This is a genomic window from Microbispora sp. CA-102843 (assembly GCF_050936215.1).
GTDB lineage: Bacteria > Actinomycetota > Actinomycetes > Streptosporangiales > Streptosporangiaceae > Microbispora.
Genome location: NZ_JBNJNF010000001.1, coordinates 7390589 through 7412405, shown reverse-complemented (window position 1 = coordinate 7412405; position 21817 = coordinate 7390589). Strand labels below are relative to the sequence as shown.

The 21817-nt window shown below is 71.7% G+C and carries 19 protein-coding genes; 8 read left to right on the top strand and 11 right to left on the bottom strand.

What is annotated here, in order from left to right:
- Positions 1-19: 19 nt before the first annotated feature.
- On the bottom strand, positions 20-1432 hold the full coding sequence (locus tag ACQEVJ_RS34275; protein ID WP_433108362.1) for a WGR domain-containing protein: 1413 nt from the start codon (positions 1430-1432) through the stop codon (positions 20-22).
- A gap of 369 nt (positions 1433-1801) precedes the next feature.
- Here ACQEVJ_RS34275 and rpsB point away from each other — a divergent pair, with 369 nt between their 5' ends.
- From rpsB to ACQEVJ_RS34250, 5 genes are all read left to right on the top strand, one after another.
- The gene (gene rpsB / locus ACQEVJ_RS34270; protein ID WP_433108360.1) at positions 1802-2767 is read left to right on the top strand and encodes a 30S ribosomal protein S2; all 966 of its coding nucleotides are present in this window, start codon (positions 1802-1804) and stop codon (positions 2765-2767) included.
- A 193-nt stretch (positions 2768-2960) separates the two neighbouring features.
- On the top strand, positions 2961-3794 hold the full coding sequence (gene tsf / locus ACQEVJ_RS34265; RefSeq protein ID WP_433108358.1) for a translation elongation factor Ts: 834 nt from the start codon (positions 2961-2963) through the stop codon (positions 3792-3794).
- Between the two features lie 53 nt (positions 3795-3847).
- Complete coding sequence (gene pyrH / locus ACQEVJ_RS34260; protein WP_030511713.1) at positions 3848-4618, top strand: UMP kinase; 771 nt, start codon at positions 3848-3850, stop codon at positions 4616-4618.
- A gap of 9 nt (positions 4619-4627) precedes the next feature.
- On the top strand, positions 4628-5185 hold the full coding sequence (gene frr, locus ACQEVJ_RS34255) for a ribosome recycling factor (RefSeq protein WP_079320643.1): 558 nt from the start codon (positions 4628-4630) through the stop codon (positions 5183-5185).
- Positions 5186-5291: 106 nt separating this feature from the next.
- Entirely contained in the window at positions 5292-6392 is a 1101-nt protein-coding gene (locus ACQEVJ_RS34250) for a phosphatidate cytidylyltransferase (RefSeq protein ID WP_433108355.1), read from the top strand.
- Between the two features lie 25 nt (positions 6393-6417).
- Here ACQEVJ_RS34250 and ACQEVJ_RS34245 read toward each other — a convergent pair whose 3' ends face one another.
- The gene (locus ACQEVJ_RS34245) at positions 6418-7452 is read right to left on the bottom strand and encodes a suppressor of fused domain protein (RefSeq protein ID WP_433108353.1); all 1035 of its coding nucleotides are present in this window, start codon (positions 7450-7452) and stop codon (positions 6418-6420) included.
- A gap of 104 nt (positions 7453-7556) precedes the next feature.
- On the opposite strand from ACQEVJ_RS34245, the gene rlmN reads away from it, so the two are divergent.
- Positions 7557-8669 carry a 23S rRNA (adenine(2503)-C(2))-methyltransferase RlmN gene (rlmN, locus tag ACQEVJ_RS34240; RefSeq protein ID WP_433108351.1) on the top strand — a complete coding sequence of 371 codons (1113 nt, stop codon included), beginning with the start codon at positions 7557-7559 and terminating at the stop codon, positions 8667-8669.
- Between the two features lie 46 nt (positions 8670-8715).
- On the opposite strand, the gene ACQEVJ_RS34235 is transcribed toward rlmN, so the two are convergent.
- Together ACQEVJ_RS34235 and ACQEVJ_RS34230 are read right to left on the bottom strand one after the other, a co-directional pair.
- Positions 8716-9387, bottom strand: coding sequence for a hypothetical protein (locus ACQEVJ_RS34235; RefSeq protein WP_433108349.1), 672 nt, complete (start codon positions 9385-9387; stop codon positions 8716-8718).
- Positions 9384-10130 carry an ABC transporter ATP-binding protein gene (locus tag ACQEVJ_RS34230; protein ID WP_433108347.1) on the bottom strand — a complete coding sequence of 249 codons (747 nt, stop codon included), beginning with the start codon at positions 10128-10130 and terminating at the stop codon, positions 9384-9386. Before ACQEVJ_RS34230 ends, ACQEVJ_RS34235 begins: the two co-directional genes overlap by 4 nt.
- Before the next feature lie 125 nt (positions 10131-10255).
- Here ACQEVJ_RS34230 and ACQEVJ_RS34225 point away from each other — a divergent pair, with 125 nt between their 5' ends.
- Complete coding sequence (locus tag ACQEVJ_RS34225; protein WP_433108345.1) at positions 10256-11152, top strand: DivIVA domain-containing protein; 897 nt, start codon at positions 10256-10258, stop codon at positions 11150-11152.
- 68 nt (positions 11153-11220) lie between these two features.
- Positions 11221-12636, top strand: coding sequence for a M1 family metallopeptidase (locus ACQEVJ_RS34220; RefSeq protein WP_433108343.1), 1416 nt, complete (start codon positions 11221-11223; stop codon positions 12634-12636).
- A gap of 221 nt (positions 12637-12857) precedes the next feature.
- Here the strand turns inward: ACQEVJ_RS34220 and ACQEVJ_RS34215 are convergent, their stop codons facing one another.
- The 7 genes from ACQEVJ_RS34215 to ACQEVJ_RS34185 form a co-directional block, all read right to left on the bottom strand.
- Positions 12858-14408 (bottom strand): FGGY-family carbohydrate kinase, encoded by a 1551-nt coding sequence (locus tag ACQEVJ_RS34215; RefSeq protein ID WP_433108341.1) that lies wholly within the window; start codon positions 14406-14408, stop codon positions 12858-12860.
- A complete protein-coding gene (locus tag ACQEVJ_RS34210) occupies positions 14405-16081 on the bottom strand; it encodes a glycerol-3-phosphate dehydrogenase/oxidase (RefSeq protein ID WP_433108339.1) in 1677 nt (558 codons plus the stop codon). The genes ACQEVJ_RS34215 and ACQEVJ_RS34210 overlap by 4 nt, the downstream gene beginning before the upstream one ends.
- Positions 16082-16149: 68 nt before the next feature.
- Positions 16150-17034, bottom strand: coding sequence for a 3-hydroxy-5-phosphonooxypentane-2,4-dione thiolase (gene lsrF, locus ACQEVJ_RS34205; protein WP_433108337.1), 885 nt, complete (start codon positions 17032-17034; stop codon positions 16150-16152).
- Complete coding sequence (locus ACQEVJ_RS34200) at positions 17027-18076, bottom strand: ABC transporter permease (protein WP_433108335.1); 1050 nt, start codon at positions 18074-18076, stop codon at positions 17027-17029. The genes lsrF and ACQEVJ_RS34200 overlap by 8 nt, the downstream gene beginning before the upstream one ends.
- Positions 18073-19032, bottom strand: coding sequence for an ABC transporter permease (locus ACQEVJ_RS34195; RefSeq protein ID WP_433108333.1), 960 nt, complete (start codon positions 19030-19032; stop codon positions 18073-18075). Before ACQEVJ_RS34195 ends, ACQEVJ_RS34200 begins: the two co-directional genes overlap by 4 nt.
- Positions 19032-20543: a sugar ABC transporter ATP-binding protein gene (locus tag ACQEVJ_RS34190; protein WP_433108331.1), complete on the bottom strand. Its 1512-nt coding sequence runs from the start codon at positions 20541-20543 to the stop codon at positions 19032-19034. The genes ACQEVJ_RS34195 and ACQEVJ_RS34190 overlap by 1 nt, the downstream gene beginning before the upstream one ends.
- 56 nt (positions 20544-20599) lie before the next feature.
- Positions 20600-21730 carry an ABC transporter substrate-binding protein gene (locus tag ACQEVJ_RS34185; RefSeq protein ID WP_433108329.1) on the bottom strand — a complete coding sequence of 377 codons (1131 nt, stop codon included), beginning with the start codon at positions 21728-21730 and terminating at the stop codon, positions 20600-20602.
- Positions 21731-21817 lie beyond the last annotated feature (87 nt).

Sequence of the window (21817 nt, the reverse complement as noted above, 5' to 3'; positions counted from 1 at the left end):
GATCGCGGCCGCGCCGCGCCTACAGCAGCCGCCTGATCTCGCCGTAGGTCCGGTAGAAGCCACCCCGGCCGGAGGAGCGTACGCCCTCCACCAGGTAGCGGGCGCCGGGCTCGCGGATGTCCTTGGGGAACTGCACGTTCCACGCCTCGTAGCCCGGGCTGGTCACGCGCACGCGCAACCGCTCACCTTCGCGCACGCACTCCACGACCACTCCGTCGCCGGCGTGGCTGACGGTCTCCAGCACGATCGAAGGCTCCACCACCGGAAGCGAGGCGGCGGCCTTCACATCGACGGGCTCGGGCACCGAACCCCCACGCGCGGCGGCGATCGCGGCCTCGCTCGCGTCGATGCAGGCCAAAGATCCGTCCGTGGTGACGATGTAGAGGCGATCGTCGAGGAACTGCATGGAGAAGGCCGATCCGCAGCCGGTGCCGAGCTTCCACAGTCGCTCTCCGGACGCGGCGAAGCAGTACACCGACGAGTGGCTGTCGCCCGCGAAGACGTAACGGCCCTCCGGCGAGGTCGCGCAGGAGTAGACGGGACCGTCGCACCGGTACACGGCCTCGACCCGGCCGTCGCTCTTGGCCAACCGGTGGACGGTACGGCGAGCGGTCGCGGCGTAGACGGCGTCCTCCTCCTGCCAGCCGAACAGCACCTGGTCGGCCGAGGAGGTGTGCCAGACGAGGGCGCCGTCGGAGGTGTCGTAGCGGGCCACACCACCGGAGTGGCCGTGGTAGACCGCGTCCTCGTCGCACCGCACCATCCAGGCGTAGTCTCCCTGGCCCGTGCGCGCCCACTGGAACTCGTCCTCGTAGTCGATCGTGGTGATCCGCCCGGCACGGTCGGAGACGCCGAGGACGCCGTCGTGGATGTCGAGCCAGTAGATGTCGACGTCGGAGGCGATCTCGTAGGCCACTCTGGGCACCTTGCCGCTGAGGTCGTACACCTTGCCGTCGTCGCAGCCCGCGTAGATCCAGAAGTCGTCGGCCACGATGCACTTGACGCCGTCCGGCAGGCGGAAACGGCCGGTCACGGTGCCGGAGTGGGTGACCGTGTACACGTCGCCGCGCTGGTTGCCGACCCAGCAGCGTTCCTCGTCCACGAAGATGCCGAAGGCGGAGGCGCCGCTGTCGAAGCGCCACAGGACCGGTGCCTGCCGGGCGGTGGAGCGGGTGCTCGCGATGGTCCTGCGGGTGACCGGCCTGCGCTGGCGCACGCCACGAACCGACGGGGCGTAGCCCTTGCGCAGCTTCTCGTTGATCTTCTTGGCCGCCGCGGCCCGCGCCTTGTCCTCGGTGGGGAAGTCGGTGACCTTGGTCTGCCCCGCCTCGCCGATGCGCCCATACGTGATGGTCACCCGCGTTCCGGAGACGATGGTCTCGTAGAACTTGTGCGCTCCGCCGCCGTCCTCGGACAGCTCAAGGTAGGTCATGTCCGCCTTCTCCAGTTAAGACCGGCTTGATCGATTGGTCGGGAGGCTAGAGGACGGCGGCGACAATCCGCGGCGAGCGTCCGGCTTCACCGTCGGCGGGCGCGTGCCCGTGCGCCCATGCCGGCCGCGCACCAGGACGTGTGGTGTGGCGGCGTGCTGATCCGGCAAGGGTCAACTGAAGGGGCGGATCCGGGTAGACTGTTCGACGGCCTGCTAGGCGGGCCGAATTCGCACGCCCACTCACGAGCCGCCTTCTCGGTCCGGACCGCGTCCGGTGAAAGCGGCCCGGGGCGTCAGGGCGCGGGCAAGACGCCCGCGTGACCAACCGAGACCGTGCCCAAGGGCACACGACCATGGAGGACCATCACCATGGCCCCTGTCGTTACTATGCGGCAGCTGCTGGAGAGCGGCGTCCACTTCGGCCACCAGACCCGCCGGTGGAACCCGAAGATGAAGCGCTTCATCTTCACCGAGCGCAACGGCATCTACATCATCGACCTGCAGAAGTCGCTGTCGTTCATCGACCGTGCCTACGACTTCGTGAAGGAGACCGTCGCGCACGGCGGCACCATCATGTTCATCGGCACGAAGAAGCAGGCGCAGGAGTCGATCGTCGAGCAGGCGTCGCGCGTCGGCATGCCGTACGTGAACCAGCGCTGGCTGGGCGGCATGCTCACCAACTTCTCCACCGTGCACAAGCGGCTCCAGCGGCTGAAGGAGCTCGAGGAGCTCGACTTCGACAACGTGGCCGGCTCCGGGCTCACCAAGAAGGAGCTCCTGATGCGCCGCCGCGAGAAGGAGAAGCTGGAGCGCACCCTCGGCGGTATCCGTGACATGGCCCGCGTCCCGAGCGCGGTCTGGGTCGTGGACACCAAGAAGGAGCACATCGCGATCAACGAGGCCAAGAAGCTTGGCATCCCGGTCGTCGCGATCCTGGACACCAACTGCGACCCGGACGAGGTCGACTACCCGATCCCGGGCAACGACGACGCCATCCGCGCCGTCAGCCTCCTCACTCGCGTGATCGCCGACGCCGTCGCCGACGGCCTCATGACCCGTGCGGGCGCCGGCCGCGGTGACGAGAAGCCCGCGGGTGTCGCCGCCGCCGAGCCGCTGGCCGAGTGGGAGCGCGAGCTCCTCGAGGGCGGCGAGGCCGCTCCGGCAGCCGAGACCGCCGAGGCTCCGGCAGCCGAGACCGCCGAGGCTCCGGCCGCTGAGACCGCCGAGGCTCCGGCTGCCGAGGCCGCTGAGACCGCTGAGGCTCCGGCTGCCGAGGCTGCCGAGACCGCTGAGGCTCCGGCCGCCGAGCAGCCCGCGCAGGGCGAGCAGGCCTGACGAACGACTGCGGATCCCTGCCGAGCGCGGCGCCTCCGGCCGGCCGCGACGGCGGGGATCTCCCAGGGAACGACCTGGTTCCGGTGCGGTAGGGCGACGCCCGCCGCGCCGAGGGCTTCACCGGGTGGGCGCCCGGCACGGGTGCCCACCCCCCAGACGATTCGCATCCGGGTCCCGAAGAGGAAATTGGACAATGGCTTCCGTAAACATGGCCGACGTCAAGCGGCTTCGTGAGCTGACCGCCGCCGGCATGATGGACTGCAAGAAGGCGCTCGAGGAGTCCGAGGGCGACTTCGACAAGGCCGTCGACATCCTGCGCCTGAAGGGCGCCAAGGACGTCGGCAAGCGCGAGGCCCGCACCGCGTCGAACGGCCTGGTCGCCGTCAAGCACGAGGGCGACTCCCTCGCGGCGCTGCTTGAGCTCAACTGCGAGACCGACTTCGTCGCCAAGAACGAGCGCTTCCAGGAGCTCGCCGCCGACATCGTCGCCCACATCGTCGCGACCAAGCCCGCCGACGTGCCGACGCTGCTCGAGTCCGAGCTGAGCGGCAAGACCGTCAAGGAGCTGCTCGACGAGGCCAACGCGGCGCTCGGCGAGAAGATCGAGATCCGCCGGTTCGCGCTGCTGGAGGGTGGTTTCATCACCTCCTACATGCACAAGACCGACCCGCAGCTCCCGCCGGCCGTGGGCGTGCTCGTGCAGCTCGACACGCCGAACGCCGGGATCGCCAAGGACATCGCCCAGCACGCCGCCGCGATGGCGCCGAAGTACCTCAGCCCCGCCGAGGTGCCCGCCGAGGTCGTCGAGAAGGAGCGGTCGCTGTTCGAGCAGATGACCCGCGAGGAGGGCAAGCCCGAGGCCGCCATCCCGAAGATCGTCGACGGCCGGGTCAACGGCTGGTACAAGGACTTCACCCTGCTGGAGCAGGCGTTCGTGAAGGACAACAAGAAGACGATCGCGAAGGTCGCGGACGAGGCCGGCGTCAAGGTCCTGGCCTTCACCCGCTACAAGGTCGGCCAGGCTTAGGCTTACTGCCAGGAGCTTTTCGACCCGCGCTGACATCCGAGGAGGCCGCCGCCGTGCAGGAGAACACCAGACCCGCCACGCCGGCGGCTTCGTCGTACGACGGGCCGCTGCGCTGGAAGCGGGTGATGCTGAAGCTGTCGGGTGAGGCGTTCGCCGGCGGCGAGTCCCTCGGGATCGACCCGCGCGTCGTCGCCCAGCTGGCGGACTCGGTCGCCGAAGCGGTCCGTGAGGGCGTGCAGGTGGCGGTCGTCGTCGGCGGCGGCAACATGTTCCGCGGCGCCGCCCTGTCGCAGGGCGGCATGGACCGCGCCCGGGCCGACTACATGGGCATGCTCGGAACCGTCATCAACTGTCTCGCCCTGCAGGACTTCCTGGAGAAGCGCGGCATCGACACCCGCGTGCAGACCGCGATCACGATGCAGCAGGTGGCCGAGCCGTTCCTGCCGCGCCGCGCGATTCGCCACCTGGAGAAGGGGCGCGTGGTCATCTTCGGCGCGGGGCTCGGCTCGCCGTTCTTCTCGACCGACACCTGCGCCGCGCAGCGCGCACTGGAGATCGGCGCCGAGGCGTTGCTCAAGGGCACCCAGGTCGACGGCGTGTACGACTCGGACCCGCGCAAGAACCCCGACGCGGTCCGATTCGACCAGCTTGATTACGGTGAGGTGCTGACGCGGGGCCTCGGGGTCATGGATGCCACCGCGATCAGTCTGTGCATGGACAACGGCCTGCCCATCGTGGTCTTCGACCTCATGGGCGAGGGCAACATCCTCCGGGCGGTCCGTGGTGAGAAGATCGGCACGCTGGTGAGTCCGGCAGGGAAGTAGGGAGCCGCAGTGATCGACGAAACCCTCCTCGAGGCCGAGGAGAAGATGGACAAGGCGGTGACGGTCGCCAAGGACGACTTCGCGAGCATCCGCACCGGCCGTGTGACGCCCTCGATGTTCAACAAGATCAATGTTGACTACTACGGGTCGCCCACGCCTATCCAGCAGCTCGCGTCGTTCCACGTCCCCGAGGCGCGCATGGTGCTCGTGCAGCCGTACGACAAGGGCTCGCTGAACGCGGTCGAGAGGGCCATCCGTGACAGCGACCTCGGCGTCAACCCGAGCAACGACGGCACCGTGATCCGCGTGGTGTTCCCCGAGCTGTCGGAGGAGCGCCGCAAGGAGTACATCAAGGTCGCCCGCAACAAGGCGGAGCACGGCCGGGTGTCCGTGCGGAACATCCGCCGACACGCCAAGGAGATCCTCGACAAGCTCGTCAAGGACGGCGAGGCCGGCGAGGACGAGGTCCATCGCGCGGTCAAGGAGCTCGACGACCTCACCCAGAAGCACGTCGCGAAGATCGACGAGCTGCTGAAGCACAAGGAAGCCGAGCTGCTCGAGGTCTGACGTCTCGGCCCGGCACAATGGGCCGTACGGCATGACCGTGATCCTTGTGCCGCACCGCGAGGGCGGGGCGGCACAAGGATCACGCGTATATAGAGAGTGGGACGCTGTGGACGGAACTGCTGCCGCCGGCGACCGGAACCCGGCGGGGGGCCCGGCGGGTCCCTCCGGTGCCGATCACGGCCCCGAGGCGGGTCGCACCGGCGCCGGTCAGGCTTCCGTGCCGAACGGCCTCGCCGGTGCCGATGCCGGCCGTAGCGCCGGACAGAGCGGCGTCACCGATTCCGGCACCGATTCCGCCGCAGGGACCGGCCGTGCCGCCACGCCGAACGGCCTCGCCGACCCGGCGGACACCGGCGCCCCGGGCGGCACGTCCGGCGACGCCCCCAAGAAGTCCTCGGGCCGTACGGGCCGAAACCTCCCGGCCGCGGTCGGGGTCGGCGTCGCGCTGGGCGCGGTGGTCATCGGCTCACTCTACTTTGTCAAGGTCGCCTTCCTCGTCGTCGTCCTCGTGGCCATCGGCGTAGGGATACACGAGATCGTCAAGGCGTTCGGCGGATTCGGCATCAGGGTGCCGCTGCCGCCCCTGCTGGCCGGCATGGCGGCCATGGTGCTCGGGCCCTACTGGGGCGGCACGACGTTCCTGGTCGGCGCGTTCTCCGTGACCGTGATGGTGCTGCTGGTCTGGCGCATGTTCCAGGGCGCCGAAGGCTTCGTCAGGGACGCGACCGCGGCGGTGTTCGTCGCCGTCTACCCGGCGCTGCTCGCGGGGTTCGTGCCGTTGCTGCTGGCTCCCGAGGACGGGCCGGACCGCGTGATCGTCTTCGTCGTGGTCACCGTGTGCAGCGACATCGGGGGATACTTCGCCGGGATCTTCTTCGGCAGGCACCGGATGTCGCCGCTCATCAGCCCGAAGAAGACCTGGGAGGGCTTCGCCGGGTCGACCCTCGCCTGCGTCGTGGGCGGCGCGTTACTGGTCCACTTCCTGTTGCAGGGCGAGTACTGGGAAGGCGCCGTCGTCGGCGTGGCGGGAGTCGTGTGCGCGACGCTCGGCGACCTGATCGAGTCGGTGATCAAGCGTGACATCGGCATCAAGGACATGGGCACGCTGCTGCCGGGACACGGCGGGGCCATGGACCGCCTCGACTCGCTGCTGTTCACGCTCGTCCCCGTGTGGCTGCTGCTCACACTCCTGGTCCCGGTCGCCTGACGCCCGCGCCGGGGTCCGCGGTGGGTCAGATCCGGCTGGTCATCGCCAACCGCTCGGTGATCGCCCGATGGCCGTGATCGGCCACGAGGCGGAGTTCGGACTCGGTGAGCGGGAGCAACCACAGCCACCGTACGGCGTCGCCGCCAAACATGAATCCCGACATGTCCGGTAGTCCGGGCGGGTCCATCAGCATGAGCACCCCCTGGTGCCCGCCGTTCAACGGGAACGTGACCGGGTTCTGGAACCAGCGGGCCGTGTGCCCGTGCCCCAGCCACGTCACCGACCGCCAGGGATACTGCCCGAGCCAGGCGAACAGCCGTGCGGCGACCCTCGGATCCTGCCTGGTCGCCAGCGCGAGTTCCACCCGGCACGCCGTGTCGTACATCTCCGCGGCGGGCATCCGCTGGCAGCTCATGCCGACGGTGGACAGCACCGTGTAGTCCCGCGTGAACGTGGGCGGGCGCTCGCTGACGCCGACCAGGGGGAACCGGTCGCCGGCGACGTCCCAGTAACGGCCGGGCGGCCCGAGCCTGCTGTCGAGGTGGCCCAGCACGAACTGCTGGTAGGTGGCCCAGCTGCCCTCCGCCTGCCGCCACTGCCAGTACGCGCGGGCCTTGGCCACCCGGGGGGACAGGCCCTCCAGCGCCTCGCCGAGCGGCCAGGCGAACGGCGACTCCCCGACGGCGTCCCGCGCGTATCCGGGCATGCCGCGCTCCATGTCGGCCCACCCCGGAATGACCGCCAGGAGCGTGTCGTTCTCGTACAGGGCGACGCCGTCGCCCTCCTCGAACCAAAGCACCGACAGCGACTCCGCGGCCAGGGGCGGCCGGCCGGAGGGATGCGCGGTGTGCGCCTCGGGCATCACCGGCGGCAGTCCGGCGTCGGCCCGGCCGAGATCCGCCTCGGCGGGGGCGGGGACGTGGTTGGCCAGCCAGACCGCTCCGTGGACGATCCCCTTCGCGTCACGAAGGTAAGCTACGGAGGAGGTCCGGTCGGCTTCGATCGTCAGTGTGCGGCTCCCGTAGGGGTTGGTGCTGGTGAGCACGACAGTGGTGTCCACACCTCACCTCTCGTACGCCTCCGGGATTCGACCGCCAGACAGAATGTAAAGCCGCGTGCGCCAGTCGTTAAGACCATGGCCGCGGGAGATGGAAAGGGTTTTGCGTGAGCGAGCAGCCGAAGACCGGGCAGCTGACCTTCGTGGCGCCCCGCAGGGCCAAGCCGCAGCGTCACCTCGCCGACCTGACCATGGCGGAACGCAGGGCGGCGGTGGCGGAGCTGGGGGAGAAGCCGTTCCGCGCCGACCAGCTCTCCCGCCACTACTTCACCCGGCTGACCGGCTCTCCCGAGCAGATGACCGACCTGCCGGGCGCGCTGCGCGAGCGGCTGGTCGAGCAGCTCATGCCCCCGCTGCTGACGTCCGTACGTGAGATCACCTGTGACGACGGCATGACGCGCAAGACGCTGTGGAAGCTGTTCGACGGCTCGCTGGTCGAGTCGGTTCTGATGCGCTACCCCGACCGCGTCACCATGTGCGTCTCCTCCCAGGCCGGATGCGGCATGAACTGCCCGTTCTGCGCGACCGGCCAGGCCGGGCTCACCCGCAACATGTCCACGGCCGAGATCGTCGAGCAGGTCGTCGCGGGTGCGCGGGCGCTGGCGCGCGGCGAGGTCCCGGGCGGGCCCGGCCGGGTGACCAACGTGGTCTTCATGGGCATGGGCGAGCCGATGGCCAACTACAAGGCCGTCATCGGCGCCGTACGCCGCCTGGTCGACCCGGCGCCTGAGGGCCTGGGCATCTCGGCGCGCGGGGTCACGGTCTCGACGGTCGGCCTGGTGCCGGCGATCGGCAAGCTCGCGGACGAGGGCCTGCCGGTGACGCTCGCCGTCTCCCTGCACGCGCCGGACGACGAGCTCAGGGACACGCTCGTGCCGATCAACACACGGTGGAAGGTCGCCGAGGTGCTCGACGCGGCCTGGAGCTACGCGGCCAAGACCAAGCGGCGCGTGTCCATCGAATACGCCCTGATCAAGGACATCAACGACCAGGAGTGGCGGGCCGATCTGCTCGGTCGCCTGCTCAAGGGCAAGCTCGTGCACGTCAACCTGATCCCGCTCAACCCCACGCCCGGCTCGAAGTGGACCGCCTCCCGTCCCGAGGACGAGCGGGCGTTCGTGCGCCGCCTGGAGTCCCACGGCGTCGCCGTCACCGTACGGGACACCCGGGGGCGGGAGATCGACGGGGCGTGCGGGCAGCTCGCCGCCGCGCCCCAGTGACCCGTGCCCCAGTGACCCGCGCCTGAGTGACCCGCGCCCCAGTGACTCAGGGGCGCGTACGGCGCAGCCACGTGTAGGCCGCCAGGCCGATCGCGGGCCACAGCAGCGACTGCACCGTGAGCAGGGGCAGCCCGGACAGCAGCACGCCGTGGTGGGCGTCCCGCATCCAGCCCATGACCGGCACGGTGAGCCAGCGGGCCCCGGCCATGCTGAGGAACAGCATCGACAGGTAGCCGAGGATCAGGGCGATCGTCGAGACCGCCGGAGAGGGCAGGATCGGGCGGCTCGTCAGCGCCCCGAGCGCGAGCCCCGCCGCCGCGGACAGCACATGCAGCCACACCCCGGCCAGGAGCACGGTGAGGGTGGGGGAGGCGGCGAGGCGGAGGAGCAGCGCGGCCTCGGCGAGCGCGGCCAGCGCGAGCAACGACGCGAACGCCGCCAGGAGGCCGCTCACCAGCTCCCTCGGACCCAGCGCGGACAGGGCGACGCTGCGCTGCTCGTCGGGTTCGGTGTCGAGCAGGCCGCGCGCGGCCCAGGCGAGCACCGGCACGAGCATGGCCGCCGAGTCCGCGGTGGCCCCGATCTCCTGACCGGCGGGGATGGGGCCGGCGTAGAGGACCGCGAGCAGTGCCAGCAGCGCGATCAGCGGTTGCAGCGCCCGGTGCGAGGCGACATACCCGGTCAGGCGGAACCTCGCCAGCGCGATCACGGGTGTCATCTGGCGGCCTCCCTGGCGACGCGGCCCGTGATAAGCACCGTGCAGCCCTCGGCGCGCAGGCGGTCGGCCAGGTCCGACGCCCTCGACGCGGCCACCGACACCTCCAGCACGGTCAGGGCCGTCTCGCCGGCCTCCTCGACCGGCTCGAGTTCCCGTACGGACCGGTCGCGGACCTCGCAGCGGCGCAGGCCGGGAAAGGCGCGCAGATCACCCTGGTGGTCGCTCGCCACCACGATCCCGCCGCGCGCGCTGATCTCCTCGATGATCCTGGGAAGTTCGGCACGGGTGGCGGCGTCGAGTCCGGCGAAGGGCTCGTCGAGCACGAGCAGCCCCGGCTCGGCGAGCAGCGCCTGCGCGAGGCCCACCTTGTGCGCGCTGCCCTTGGACAGATCGGGCAGCCGCTGCCCGAGCAGGTGGTCCATGCCGAGCCGCTCGCTCCACCGGCCGATCGACTCCGTGCTCACCCTCCGGACCGCCGCCATGTGCCGCAGGTAGGACGCCACAGTGAACGGCTGGTCCGAGGGGAATCGCTCGGGGGCGTACCCGACGACCTGAGGGCGGTCCTCGACGCTTCCGCGTACGGGCCTGAGCAGTCCGGCGACCAGCCGCAGGAGGGTCGACTTGCCGGTGCCGTTGGGCCCGGTGACCTCGACCACGTCCCCCGGATCGAGGACCAGGCCGGCGTCGGACAGGACCCACGGGGCTCGCCGTCCGTACCGGAAGGAGAGTCTGGCGATCCGCATAGTTTTTCGAGCCTATCGGGATGTTCCTCCCGGCGTACGAACATCGGGCGATCTTTGGGTCTCGCCTTTCTATTGGGACTCCCGTCAAAATGGACGGGCGTCGGCAACGGGCAGGGAGGTGTGGTGTGAACCGCTTTCCCCGCGTCATAGCGGTGCGCCTGGGTTATGACCCCGAACAGGTCGACGACTTCGTGCGCAGGATCGAGCGGACGCTCGGGCTCGGCCCGCTCGACGGGCCGCCGGTGACCGCCGACGAGATCAGGAACGCGAAGTTCGCCGTCAAGCTCGGGGGTTACAACGAGACGGCGGTGGACTTCGCGCTCGACGCGTTCATCGTGGCGGTCGAGGCGAGGGCGGGCAAGGACACCACGCCCGCTCCGTCCACACCGGCCGTGCCTCCGCCGCCCGCCGCCCAAAACGCCGCCCCAAAGCCCACGGCCTCAGAGCCCGCAACTCCAAAGCCCGCCGCCCCAAAGCCCGCCGCCCCAAAGCCCGCGGCCTCGGAGCGCGCCGGCACAGAGCCCGAGCCCGCCGTTGAACAGCCCGCGGCCTCAGAGCCCGCCGCACCAAAGCCTGCGGCCTCAGAGCATGCCGCCAAGGAGCCCGAGCCCGCCTCCTCCGGCTCCGCCGCCGCCCGGGCCGTGGCGGCTTCGCCCCGCCGTACGCGTGCCGAGGAGCGAGCGCGATCGGACGAGGCCCCCGCGAAGGCCACCCGTGGAGAGAAGACCGGCACGCTCCCGCCGGAGCCGGGCACGCCGTCCTGGCGGGAGACGCAGGCGGCCCGGGTGGAGCATGTGGCCTTCCGGCCGGGGCGGCTCGGGATGGGTTACCGCGAGGAGGAGGTCGACGCGTTCCTCGACCGGGTGGTGGCGACGCTGCGCGAGACGGCGGCCGAGCCGTTGACCGCGGAGCAGGTCAGGAGGGCCACGTTCGCGACCGTCGTGTTCCGGCCCGGCTACGCGATCCGCGAGGTGGACGGCTTCCTGGCCGAGATGGCGAGCGTGCTGGAGCGCCGCCCCTGATCCGATCCGCACCCGCTAAAAGCTCATAAATCCCCTCTTTCGTGGAGCAATGCACCACGATAGGGATCATGCTTCGCAGATCATCCCCCCTGGCGGGGCTCGTCGCCGCCGGTCTCACGTTAGCCGTCTCCCTGCCGGCCGTTCCGGCGGCCCAGGCGACCACCGGCTCCGGCGCCTACGTCCCCGGCTCGGCCGGTCTCGGCGACCCCTACTTCCCCCACGCGGGCAACGGCGGATACGACGTCGGCCACTACGCGATACGGCTGCGGTACACGCCGAAGACCCGTCACCTCAGCGCCACGACGACGATCACGGCGACGGCGACCGAGAACCTGTCCAGGTTCGACCTCGACTTCTCCGGGCCGCAGATCAGGAGGGTGGAGGTGAACGGCGAGCGGGCCTCGTACGCCCGGAAGGGCCAGGAGCTCGTCGTCACGCCCCGGCACGGGCTGCCGTCGGGGAAGACGTTCACCGTCGAGGTGTCCTACGCCGGCCGGCCGAAGGCGATCAAGGACAAGGCGCTCGGCGTCACCGGCTGGATCGACACCGAGGACGGCGCCGTCGTGCTGGCCGAGCCGGACGGCGCACGTAGCTGGTTCCCGGTCAACGACAACCCCCGGGACAAGGCCACCTACACCTTCGAGGTCACCGCGCCCGAGGGGCTGACGGTCCTGGCCAACGGCGAGCCGAAGAACTCCGGCGTCGCCGGCCCGCGCAACGGCTACAGGACCTCCACGTGGGAGATGCGCCGGCCCATGGCGTCGTACCTCGCCATGATCGCGATCGGGAAGTTCAAGGTCAGCCGGGGCACCGTCGACGGCATGCCCAACATCACGGCGTACGATCCGTCCCTGGCCAAGGAGTTCAAGCGCCTGCACGCCACCACCGCCAAGGCGATCACATGGGAGTCGAAGATCTTCGGCGACTACCCGTTCTCCTCGACCGGCGGCGTCGCCGATCGGCTGAACGTCGACTACGCGCTGGAGACGCAGGGCAGGCCGGTGTACGACACGGGCATGTCGGACGAGCTGGTGATCGTGCACGAACTGGCCCACCAGTGGTTCGGCGACAGCGTCGGTCTGCGCAGTTGGAAGGACATCTGGCTGAACGAGGGCTTCGCGGCGTACGCCGAGTGGCTGTACCAGGAGCAGCACGGCGGCCCTTCCGCCGAGAAGACCTTCGCCGAGCATTACAAGCACAAGACCGGCAGCGCCTTCTGGAAGCTCAAGACCGGTGACCCGGGCCGCAACGGCATGTTCGACTGGAACGCGATCTACGTCCGCGGCGCCATGACCGTCCACGCGCTGCGCAAGAAGATCGGCGACGAGACGTTCTTCACGCTGCTGCGCACGTGGACGAAGGAGAACCGGCACTCCACCGTCACCACCGAGGACCTCGTCGCGCTGGCGGAACGGCTGTCCGGTCAGGACCTGGACGACCTGTTCGACGCGTGGCTGTACACGGCGGCCAAGCCGAAGGTGTGACCGGCCAGGCTGAAACCGGCCAGGCTGAAACCGGCCAGGCCGCGGGCGACCGATGACACGGCCGCCCGCGACCCGAATCGCGACCGCCCCGGGCCGCCGCCTCCGGCCCGCCGCGCCGGGCCCACCGCACTGGGCCCGGAGCGCCGGGTTCGGAGCGCCGGGTTCGGAGCAGGGCGTCCGGCGCGATCGCGACCGGTGGCGCGGCGCGCCACCGGGGACTTTCAGGCGCCGCCTGTCGCGGGAGCCGGTTCGAACCCCGCCGTGCGGTAGCGCTCGACCTCCGACCACGCGGCGGACATCCCGGCCAGGCACCGGTCGAACACCTCCGCCTGCCGGACGTACGCCTCGCGGGCGGGGCCGGGGCGGACGCACAGGTCGTCGGTGTCGCTGACCGACCACGGCACGTCGCTGTGCCCGAGCGCGGCGGGCAGCAGCGAGGCGACTCCGCGCGCGCCGAGTTCGCTGGTGAGCTGCCGGCGGACCGGGCGGCCGAGCACGTCGGCGAAGATCTGCGCCCAGACCTCCGACCGCGCGCCGCCCCCGGCCAGCCGCCAGGGGCGGTCGCCCACGTCGGCCCCGCTGGCCAGGACCCGGTCGAGCTGCACCCGGTGATACTGGGCGACCCCCTCGATGACCGCACGGGTGAGATGCCCGCGACGGTGTACGGCGGAGATGCCGAGGAAGGTCCCTGAGGCCGCCGGATGCTCGGGGGCGCCGTTGACGAACGGCAGGAACAGCAGCCCGTCCGCGCCCGGCGCCACCGTCGCCGCCTCGGCCAGCAGGTCCGCCGCAGGGACGCCGGCGGTCGCCCGGTGCGGCACCGACGCCGTGCTCAGCCAGTCGAGGTTGGCGGCCGACGTCGGGGCAACCTCCATGGCGAGCATCGTCCCCGAGTCCGGCATCAGCGCGCTGAGCGTGACCTCGGGCGCGGGGGTGGCGGCGGGGACGACGACCCCGTTGATGGCCCAGGTGCCCACGATGATCGTCACGTCGCCCGGCGCCCGGCCTCCCGCGCCGAGGGTGGCGGCCACGCAGTCCATGCAGCCCGCGATCACGGGCAGCCCCTCCGGCAGCCCGGTCAACTCCGCGACCCGCGCGCTGAGCCCGGCCACGACCTGCCCGGACTCTCGCAGCGGCGGGAAGCGGTCGAGGTCGCTCGCCGGAAGCCCCACCAGTTCGAGCGCCGTCGGGGTGTACTCACGGGTGTCCAGCGCCACCATGCCGAAGGCGCTCGCGTCGCTGTAGTCGGCGCTGGGCACGCCGGTGAGCTGCGAGGTGACCCAGTCCTTGCACGACAGCGCCCAGCGGGTCGCGGCGTACGCCTCGGGCTCGGCGTCGTGCATCCAGCGCAGGAGCACGGACGGCTGGGCCGCCCACGGGATGGAGCCGGTCTCGGCGGCCAGGCGGCGGGCCGCCTCGGGCTCGATCGCGTCCACGATGTGCTGGGCCCGGCTGTCCGACGACGCGATGGCCGGCCCGACCGGCCGCAGCGACGCGTCGACGGGGTAGAGCCCGTTGCCGTGGGCGGCCACGCCGATGCCGGCCGGCGCGTACCCGTCGGCGGCGAGCTTGCCCGCGAGGTCGCCGAGCAGCGACACGACGGTGTCGGCCAGCCCGATCATGTCCACGTCGTGCCGGTGGGCGGTCACGCTGGTCCGCGGGGTGCGGGCGTGCACCACGCCCACCTCGCGCCCCTCGGCGTCGAACGCGGCGGCCTTCGACGCGGTCAGGCCGACGTCGACCCCGATGTAACACGTGGCCAGGTTCGTCATGCTGTCCTCCCGTCGCTGCCCCTGCCTCCGCCCGCGCCGCCGCCCGCCGCCGCGGCCAGCGCCCGGGGGCGGTGGCGCCGCAGCTCGTTCTCGTAGGCGGCCACCTCGTCGCGGGCCCGCCCCTCGTCCCAGCCGAGGTGGCGTACGGCGACGTCCGCGCAGGTCACAGCGCTGGAAAGGCCCATGTCGCCGTTGAGCCCGACAAGGATACGTCGCAGCATGACGTCGGCCAGCGTCACCGCCCCCTCCTCGCGTACGGCCATGACGACCTCGGCGGCCAGGGCGCCGGTCTCCTTGTCGACGACCTCGGCGAGCGAGGGGTCCTCGGCGGCGAGCTCGAGCACCCGGCGGGCGCGCACGCCGTACAGCTGCAGCAGCCGGCGGGAGGACGCGCCGTCGAGCGGGGACTCACGCAGGAAGTCGCGCACGAACTCCGGCCAGTCCGAGGTGTCCGCGCCGGGGAACGGCCGGGTGCGGGTGACGCACGGGCGGGGCCGCCTGCCGAGCACGCGGAGCGCCTCGTCGGTCACGTCCTCCGCGAGCGCCCGGTGGGTCGTGAGCTTGCCGCCGATGACCGTCAGCAGGCCCCGGTAGGCGGGCGCGTGGTTGAGCACGGTGTGCCCACGGCTGATCTTGGCGTTGTCCGACACCCCGGTCGTGTACGGCAGGGGCCGGATCCCGGCGACGCTCCACAGCACGTCGCCGGGGGTGAGGTTCGCCTGGGGGAAGATCCGGTTGGTCTCGGCGAGCAGGTAGTCGATCTCGGCGTCGCTGGCGACGACCTCGTCCAGGTCGCCCTCGTAGGTGAGGTCGGTGCTGCCGAGCACGTAGCGGCCCTGCCAGGGAAAGACGAAGATGGGCCGGCCGTCGGCCGCCGCCTCGAAGAAGATGCAGGTGTCGGGGGCTCCGGGGAACGGGTCGAGGACGACGTGGCTGCCCTTGGTGCCGCCGTTGAGCCGCCGGCTCTCGATCTGGCCGTCGAGGATCCGGTCGATCCACGGCCCGGCGGCGTTGACGGTGACGGCGGCCCTGATCTCGCCGCGCGCCCCGGTCCGTACGTCCTCGGTGCGGAGGCCGGCGATACGGTCGCCCTCGACGATCAGGCCGGTGACGGAGGTGTAGGTGAGCACCCGCGCGCCCAGGCGGCGGGCGTCGAGGAGCAGTTCGACGCAGAGCCGCTCCGCCCACGGCACCTGCGCGTCGTGGAACAGCGCCGCCCCGCGCAGGCCCTCGCGCGACAGCGTGGGCCAGCGGCGGGCCACCGTGCGGACCGTGACGCCCCGGCTGAGCCCGCGTCCCCGGTTCAGGGCCATCGTGTCGAACGCCAGCAGGCCGAGCCGGATCAGCGCTCCGGGCCGGGTGTTCCCCTCGTAGAAGGGGATCAGCATCGGGTAGTCGCGGATGAGGTGGGGAGCGGTGCGGAACAGCAGGTGCCGCTCCCGGATGGATTCGTGGACGAGCGTGAAGTCGTAACGCTCGAGGTACTTGAGGCCGCCGTGGATCAGCCGGCTGGAGGTGCTCGACGTGCCCGAGCCCACGTCGGCGCGGTCGACGACGACGACGCGCAGGCCGCGGGCGGCGGCGTCCCGGGCGATGGCGAGCCCGTTGATACCGGCTCCGATGACGGCGAGATCGACGACGTCGTTCTCACCGAAGGGGACGTGATGCGACATGGGAGGCTCCCGGAGGGTGACGGGCGCGGGTCCGCGGGTGGCGGACCCGCGCCGGAGAAGGATCGGAACTAGGCTGCGGAGCCGGCCGCCTTCTCCTTGTAGATCTCGTACGCCTCCTCGGGCTTGAGCCCGTCGTGCACGACCGCGCGGACCGCGGCGAGCATGCCGGCGGGGCTGTCGCTCTGGAAGATGTTGCGGCCCATGTCGACGCCGGCGGCGCCCTCCTGGATCGACCGGTAGGCCATCGTCAGGGCGTCGATCTCGGGCAGCTTCTTGCCGCCCGCGACGATGATCGGCACCGGGCAGCTCGCGGTGACGGTCTCGAAGCCCTCCTCGACGTAGTACGTCTTGACGATGTGGGCGCCCATCTCGGCGCTGATCCGGGTGGCCAGGCGGAAGTAGCGGGCGTCGCGGACCATGTCCTTGCCGACCGCGGTGACGCCGAGCACGGCGACGCCGTGCCGCTGGCCGGCGTCCACGAGCGCGGCCAGGTTGGCGACCGACCGCGACTCGTGCTCGCCGCCGATGAACACCTGGATGGCCACGGCCGCGGCGTTGAGGCGCAGCGCGTCCTCCATGTCGAGCGCGATGTGCTCGTCGGACAGCTCGCGCAGGATGCTCGGGCCGCCGCTGGCGCGCAGCACGATGCCGGCGTCGGTGGTCGCGGGGATGCTGGTGCGCAGCGCGCCGCGGGTCATCATGATCGCGTCGGCGTCCGGGACGAGCGGGGCGATCCCGGTGTCGAGGCGCTCCAGGCCGGCCATCGGGCCGACGAAGTAGCCGTGGTCGAACGCCAGCATGACCGTGCGCCCGGTGTCCGGCCGGAAGATGCGCGACAGGCGGTTGCGCAGGCCCCAGTCCTGCCCGTGCGCGCCCTTGACGTGGAAGCCGCTCGCCGCGGGCCCGGACGTCCCGAAGTCGCGGGCGTCGAGCAGGCCGTCGGTGTCAGCCATCAGTGTCGTCTCCTGTGGTTGTGGTTGTGGTGGTGGCGGTCGCGGTGCGCGATCGCCGTCTAAACAAAGAGGCCATGCCTCCGGCGCGGTCGCCCCCGCCGGCGAGGAAGAGGACGAAGAGCACCAGGCCGCCCTTGAGCAGGTTCTGCGCCGCGGTGCTCCAGCCGACGAGGTTGACCAGTCCGTCGAGCAGGATGAAGAAGAGAGCCGCGCCCCACACGCCCACCGGGACCGCCCGGCCGCCGGAGATGAGCGTGCCGCCGATGACCACGACGGCCACGGAGTCGAGCAGGTAGCGGGTGCCGAGATCGGCCGAGGGCGCGATGTAGGCGGCGAGCAGCGCGCCGGTCAGCCCGGCCAGCGCCCCGCTCAGCAGGTATGTCGTCCCGATGATCCGGGCGACCGGGATGCCGGCCCGCTCGGCGGCCCGGCGGCTCTGGCCCACCGCGATCAGCGACCGGCCGTAGACCGTACGGCGCAGCAGCACGACGACGAGCACGGTCAGCACCGCGATCGCCAGCGCGAGGAGCGGCACGCCGGCCGGGCGCAGGTTGAGCGCCGAGCGCAGACCGGGGTCGGGCACGGCGGTGAAGCCGTTGGCCATCGACAGCGTGATCGACGAGGCGATGAGCCCCGCGGCCAGCGTGGCGATGATCGGGGGAACGGACAGGCCGAGGATGGCCACGGCGCTGACCGCCGCGACCAGGACGCCGACGCCGATCCCCGCGAGGATCCCCACCGCCGCGGAGCCGGTCGCGGAGGCCGCCGCCACCGAGACGAACCCGGCGAGCGAGATGACCGACCCCACCGACACGTCGATGTTGCCGGGGCCCGCGCTGATGACCAGCATCTGCCCGAGCCCGACGATGACGAGGTACGGCGCGAGCGACAGCGCGAGGGAGACGGTCTGCCCGCCGCCCTGGCCCGAGATGGCCAGGATCACCAGCCACACGAGCGCGGCGGCGGCGAAGCCCCAAATCCAGGGGCCCCGGACCAGGGAAGCCGGACTCCAGGAGCGTGAACCGGTCACGCGGATGTTCATCGCAGCACCTTCCCCACGACGACGCGGCCGGCGAGCACGGCCAGGACGATCACGCCTTGCACGGCCGACTGCATGTCGGACCGCACGTCGAGCAGGCTGAGAACCACGCTGACCAGCCCCAGCGTCACCCCGCCGATCGCGGCGCCCCACGGCACGGCGTTGCCGCCGGAGAAGGAGCCTCCGCCGAGGATCACCGCGGCCACGGTCATGAGCGTGTAGCTGGAGGCCGACGACACGTCTCCGCCGCCGGTCTGGGAGGCCAGGACGAGGCCGGACAGCACGCCGAGCGCGCCCGCCGTCGCGTAGGCGATGACGCGGGACGTGAGCGGGCGCAGCCCGGCCCGCCGCAGCGCCACCGGGTTGCTGCCCAGCCCGCGCATCCGCACGCCGGCGGCGCTGCGCGCGGTGAGCAGATACACCACCAGCGCGACGACCAGGATCGGCAGCAGCGGCGCGGGGAAGCCCGCGGGCTGCCACGCGCCGAACGACGCCAGCCACCCGGGGGTCGTGCCGCCCGGCGTCGGCAGCAGGAACAGGCCGAGCCCGAGCCAGACGAACGAGGCGCCGAGGGTCGCGATCAGCGCCGGCACCTCGCGCAGGTGGATGAGCAGGCCGAGCACGGCGTACGCCGCGACCAGCCCGAGCAGGACGAGCACGCCGAGGAGGGGAGACGACACCAGCAGGGTGGCGGAGACCACCGTGACCAGGCCGACGAAGTTGCCGATCCCGAGGTCGATGTCGCCGACGGACATGAGCGTCATCTGCGCCTGCGCGGCGATCACCAGCGGCACGGTCGCCGACAGGACCAGCGTGAGGCCCTCCACGGTCAGCACGCCCGGCTGCAGCGACGAGCAGACGGCGATCATCGCGATCAGGGCGACGGCGCTGACCGCGGCCGGGGCCGAGCGGCGCATCCGCGCGCGGTCGGGCAGCGCCGGGGCGAGAAGCTGGGCCATCAGTCGTTCCCTCCGTCCTCGGCGAAGGAGACGCCGATGATGCGTTCCTCGGAGATCTCCTCGCCCGCCAGCTCGGCCACGATCCGGCCGGCCCGGAAGACGTAGACCCGGTCGCAGTGGGCCATCTCGGCGTTCTCGCTGGAGTACCAGACGATGCTCCGGCCCTTCGCCGCCTCCTCTCTGATGAGGCGGTACAGATCGGTCTTGGTGTGCACGTCCACGCCCCGGAACGGGTCGTCGAGCAGCACGAGCCCGGCGGGGGAGGCGAACGCGCGGGCGACGATGACCTTCTGCTGGTTGCCGCCGCTCAGCTCGGTGATCCCGGCATCCGCGCCGCCCCTGATGGCCAGGCGCTTCACCCAGTCGCCGACGACCGCGCGCTCCTCCGCGGGACGGCGCAGCCCGCGCCGGGCGATGCCGCGCAGCGCGGTCACGATCAGGTTGTCGCCCACGCTCCACAGGGGCAGGACGCCCGAGCGCTGCCGGTCGCCCGGCACGTACGCCCGCGTCACCTTCACCGTGGTGTCGCGCCGGACCGGCCGCCACAGGCGTTCGAGCACCTCCTGCTGGCCCTGACCGGCCAGCCCGGCGAGGCCCACGACCTCGCCCTTGCCGACCCGCAGGGTGACCTCCCGCAGGCCGGGCCCGGTGGCGCCGCGCAGCTCGGCCACCGCCTCCCGCGCGGCGGCCCCGCCGGCGGCCGCCCGCGTGCCGGGCTCCGCCGGAGCGGCGACGTGCGCGCCCATCAGCTCAAGGACGTCCGGCTCGCTGAGCCCGGCGGCCGGCCGTTCGGCGGTGACCGCGCCGTCGCGCAGCACGGCCACCCGGTCGGCCACCGAGAGGACCTCGCGGATGCGGTGCGAGATGAGCAGCACGGCGGTGCCGGTCTCGGTCAGCCGGCGCACGTAGGCGTACAGCGACCGGGCGGCGTCCGGGCCGAGCGACTCGGTGGGCTCGTCGAGGATCAGCAGATCGAGCCGGTCCACGAGACAGGCGCGGGCGATCTCCACCATCTGGCGGCGGGCCAGCGACAGGTCCTCCACCCGGTCGCGGGGGGAGACGCCGTGGCCGGGGAACATCTCGTCGAGGCGGCGGCGCACCGCGTCGCTCGCCGCCCGCCGCCACCCCAGGCGGGGCAGGCAGTGCCGCGAGGACACCCACATGTTCTCCGCCACGGTGAGGTCGGGGCACAGCGACGTCTCCTGGTAGGCCATCCGCACCGCCCGGAAATCCCCGGCGGACGCCTTCCTCCCGTGCACGAGGACCGTGCCCGTGTCGCAGGCCTCCAGCCCGGCGAGCACGCGCATGAGCGTGCTCTTGCCCGCGCCGTTGTGACCGACCAGCCCGAGCACCTCGCCCGCGCGGACCTCCAGGTCTACGCCCGTCAGGGCCCGGGTGCGCCCGTACGTCTTGGTCACGCCCCTGGCGGTGACGACGGGCGGCCGGGCGGCCGGTCCGGTGTCCGTCTCCGGCGGCGCCGTGCCGCCGGCCGGGAGATTGTCGACGTGCATGCCCCGGTCTCCTCCGTCTCCTCCGTGCCGTGGTCCGTGTGCCGATCCCCGCCCGGTCAGCTCGCGGCCGACGGGATCGGCGGCTGGACCGGCTTGCCTCCGGTCTTGACGGCCTCCACCTGCTGGCGGAACAGCTCCTGGGTCCACGGCCAGGCGGCGTACTCGTCGGGCTTGAGCACCGAGGCCCAGGCGTCGCGGTCCTTCTGCTCGATCAGGACGATCGGGAAGGTCATCTGCTTGGGCACGTCCTTGCCGTCGAGCAGGTCCAGGGCCTCCCAGAGCGCGGCGACCGACTGGCCGGGGTCGGACATGACCGCGACCGAGCCGTTGTCGATCTTGTTGTCCCGCCAGTAGCTCAGCGCGCGGCCGTTGGTCTCGAAGTCGACCGCCGGCACGGGCTTGCCCGCCGTGGCGAACGCCTGGGCCACGCCGTAGCCGTCGCCGCAGCCGATGACACCGTCCACCTTCGGCACGCTGGACAGCACGCCGAGCACGGCCTTCTGCGCGGTGGCGCCGTCGCACATGCCGGTGACCGTCGCCACGGTCTTCACCCCGGGGTAGTCCGCGAGGATCTTCTTGGTGGTGTCGAGCATCTCGGCCTCGGGCTGGGAGCCGACCACGCCGCGGCTCACGATGACCGAGCCCTTGCCGCCGATGCCCTCCAGCAGCGGCTTGGCGGCGTACGTCGCCCAGTCGACGAAGCTGTTCTGCAGCACGTGCGCGCAGGGCGCGTCGATGGCGGAGTCGAAGACCACGACCTTGACGCCGGACGTACAGGCCTGCTGGATCACCGGCTGCAGCGCGGTCGGCGAGGCGGGGTCGATGAGCAGCGCGTCGGGCTTCTGCAGCAGCAGGCTCTTGATCTGGGCGACCTGCTCGGTCGCCGAGTTCTCGCCCGGCGCGTTCACGACCTTGTACTTGCCGATCAGCCCATCGGTCTTGGCCTGCTCGGCGGCGGCCTCGAACTTGGCGATCATCGTCTGCCGCCAGCCGTTGCCGATGAAGCCGTTGCTCAGCGCGATGAAGGGCTTGTCACCGCCGCCGCCCGCGGTCCCGCCCGCGGCGTCCGCGGTGGCACCGGAGTCGCCGGAACCGCCGGAGCCGCAGGCCGCGGTCAGTACGGCGAGAGCGGAGATCGCCGCGGCGGAGGCGGCGCGCCAGGGCCGGCGGGTGGGACGCATGTGCATGGTGTCTCCAGACAGAGCGGGTTCGCGAGGGGGGAGAGTCGGCGTGAAGCTTCGCCCGAGTCGGCCTGTCATTACAGGCCTGTAGTG

Bases quoted from the DNA above. Each gene is read 5' to 3' on its own strand.
- ACQEVJ_RS34220 (WP_433108343.1), top strand. From the start codon at position 11,221: ATGCTTCGCAGATCATCCCCCCTGGCGGGGCTCGTCGCCGCCGGTCTC.
- ACQEVJ_RS34215 (WP_433108341.1), bottom strand. From the start codon at position 14,408: ATGACGAACCTGGCCACGTGTTACATCGGGGTCGACGTCGGCCTGACC.
- ACQEVJ_RS34275 (WP_433108362.1), bottom strand. From the start codon at position 1,432: ATGACCTACCTTGAGCTGTCCGAGGACGGCGGCGGAGCGCACAAGTTC.
- ACQEVJ_RS34190 (WP_433108331.1), bottom strand. From the start codon at position 20,543: ATGCACGTCGACAATCTCCCGGCCGGCGGCACGGCGCCGCCGGAGACG.
- ACQEVJ_RS34185 (WP_433108329.1), bottom strand. From the start codon at position 21,730: ATGCACATGCGTCCCACCCGCCGGCCCTGGCGCGCCGCCTCCGCCGCG.
- ACQEVJ_RS34200 (WP_433108335.1), bottom strand. From the start codon at position 18,076: ATGAACATCCGCGTGACCGGTTCACGCTCCTGGAGTCCGGCTTCCCTG.
- ACQEVJ_RS34230 (WP_433108347.1), bottom strand. From the start codon at position 10,130: ATGCGGATCGCCAGACTCTCCTTCCGGTACGGACGGCGAGCCCCGTGG.
- rpsB (WP_433108360.1), top strand. From the start codon at position 1,802: ATGGCCCCTGTCGTTACTATGCGGCAGCTGCTGGAGAGCGGCGTCCAC.
- tsf (WP_433108358.1), top strand. From the start codon at position 2,961: ATGGCTTCCGTAAACATGGCCGACGTCAAGCGGCTTCGTGAGCTGACC.
- ACQEVJ_RS34235 (WP_433108349.1), bottom strand. From the start codon at position 9,387: ATGACACCCGTGATCGCGCTGGCGAGGTTCCGCCTGACCGGGTATGTC.
- lsrF (WP_433108337.1), bottom strand. From the start codon at position 17,034: ATGGCTGACACCGACGGCCTGCTCGACGCCCGCGACTTCGGGACGTCC.
- ACQEVJ_RS34210 (WP_433108339.1), bottom strand. From the start codon at position 16,081: ATGTCGCATCACGTCCCCTTCGGTGAGAACGACGTCGTCGATCTCGCC.
- ACQEVJ_RS34195 (WP_433108333.1), bottom strand. From the start codon at position 19,032: ATGGCCCAGCTTCTCGCCCCGGCGCTGCCCGACCGCGCGCGGATGCGC.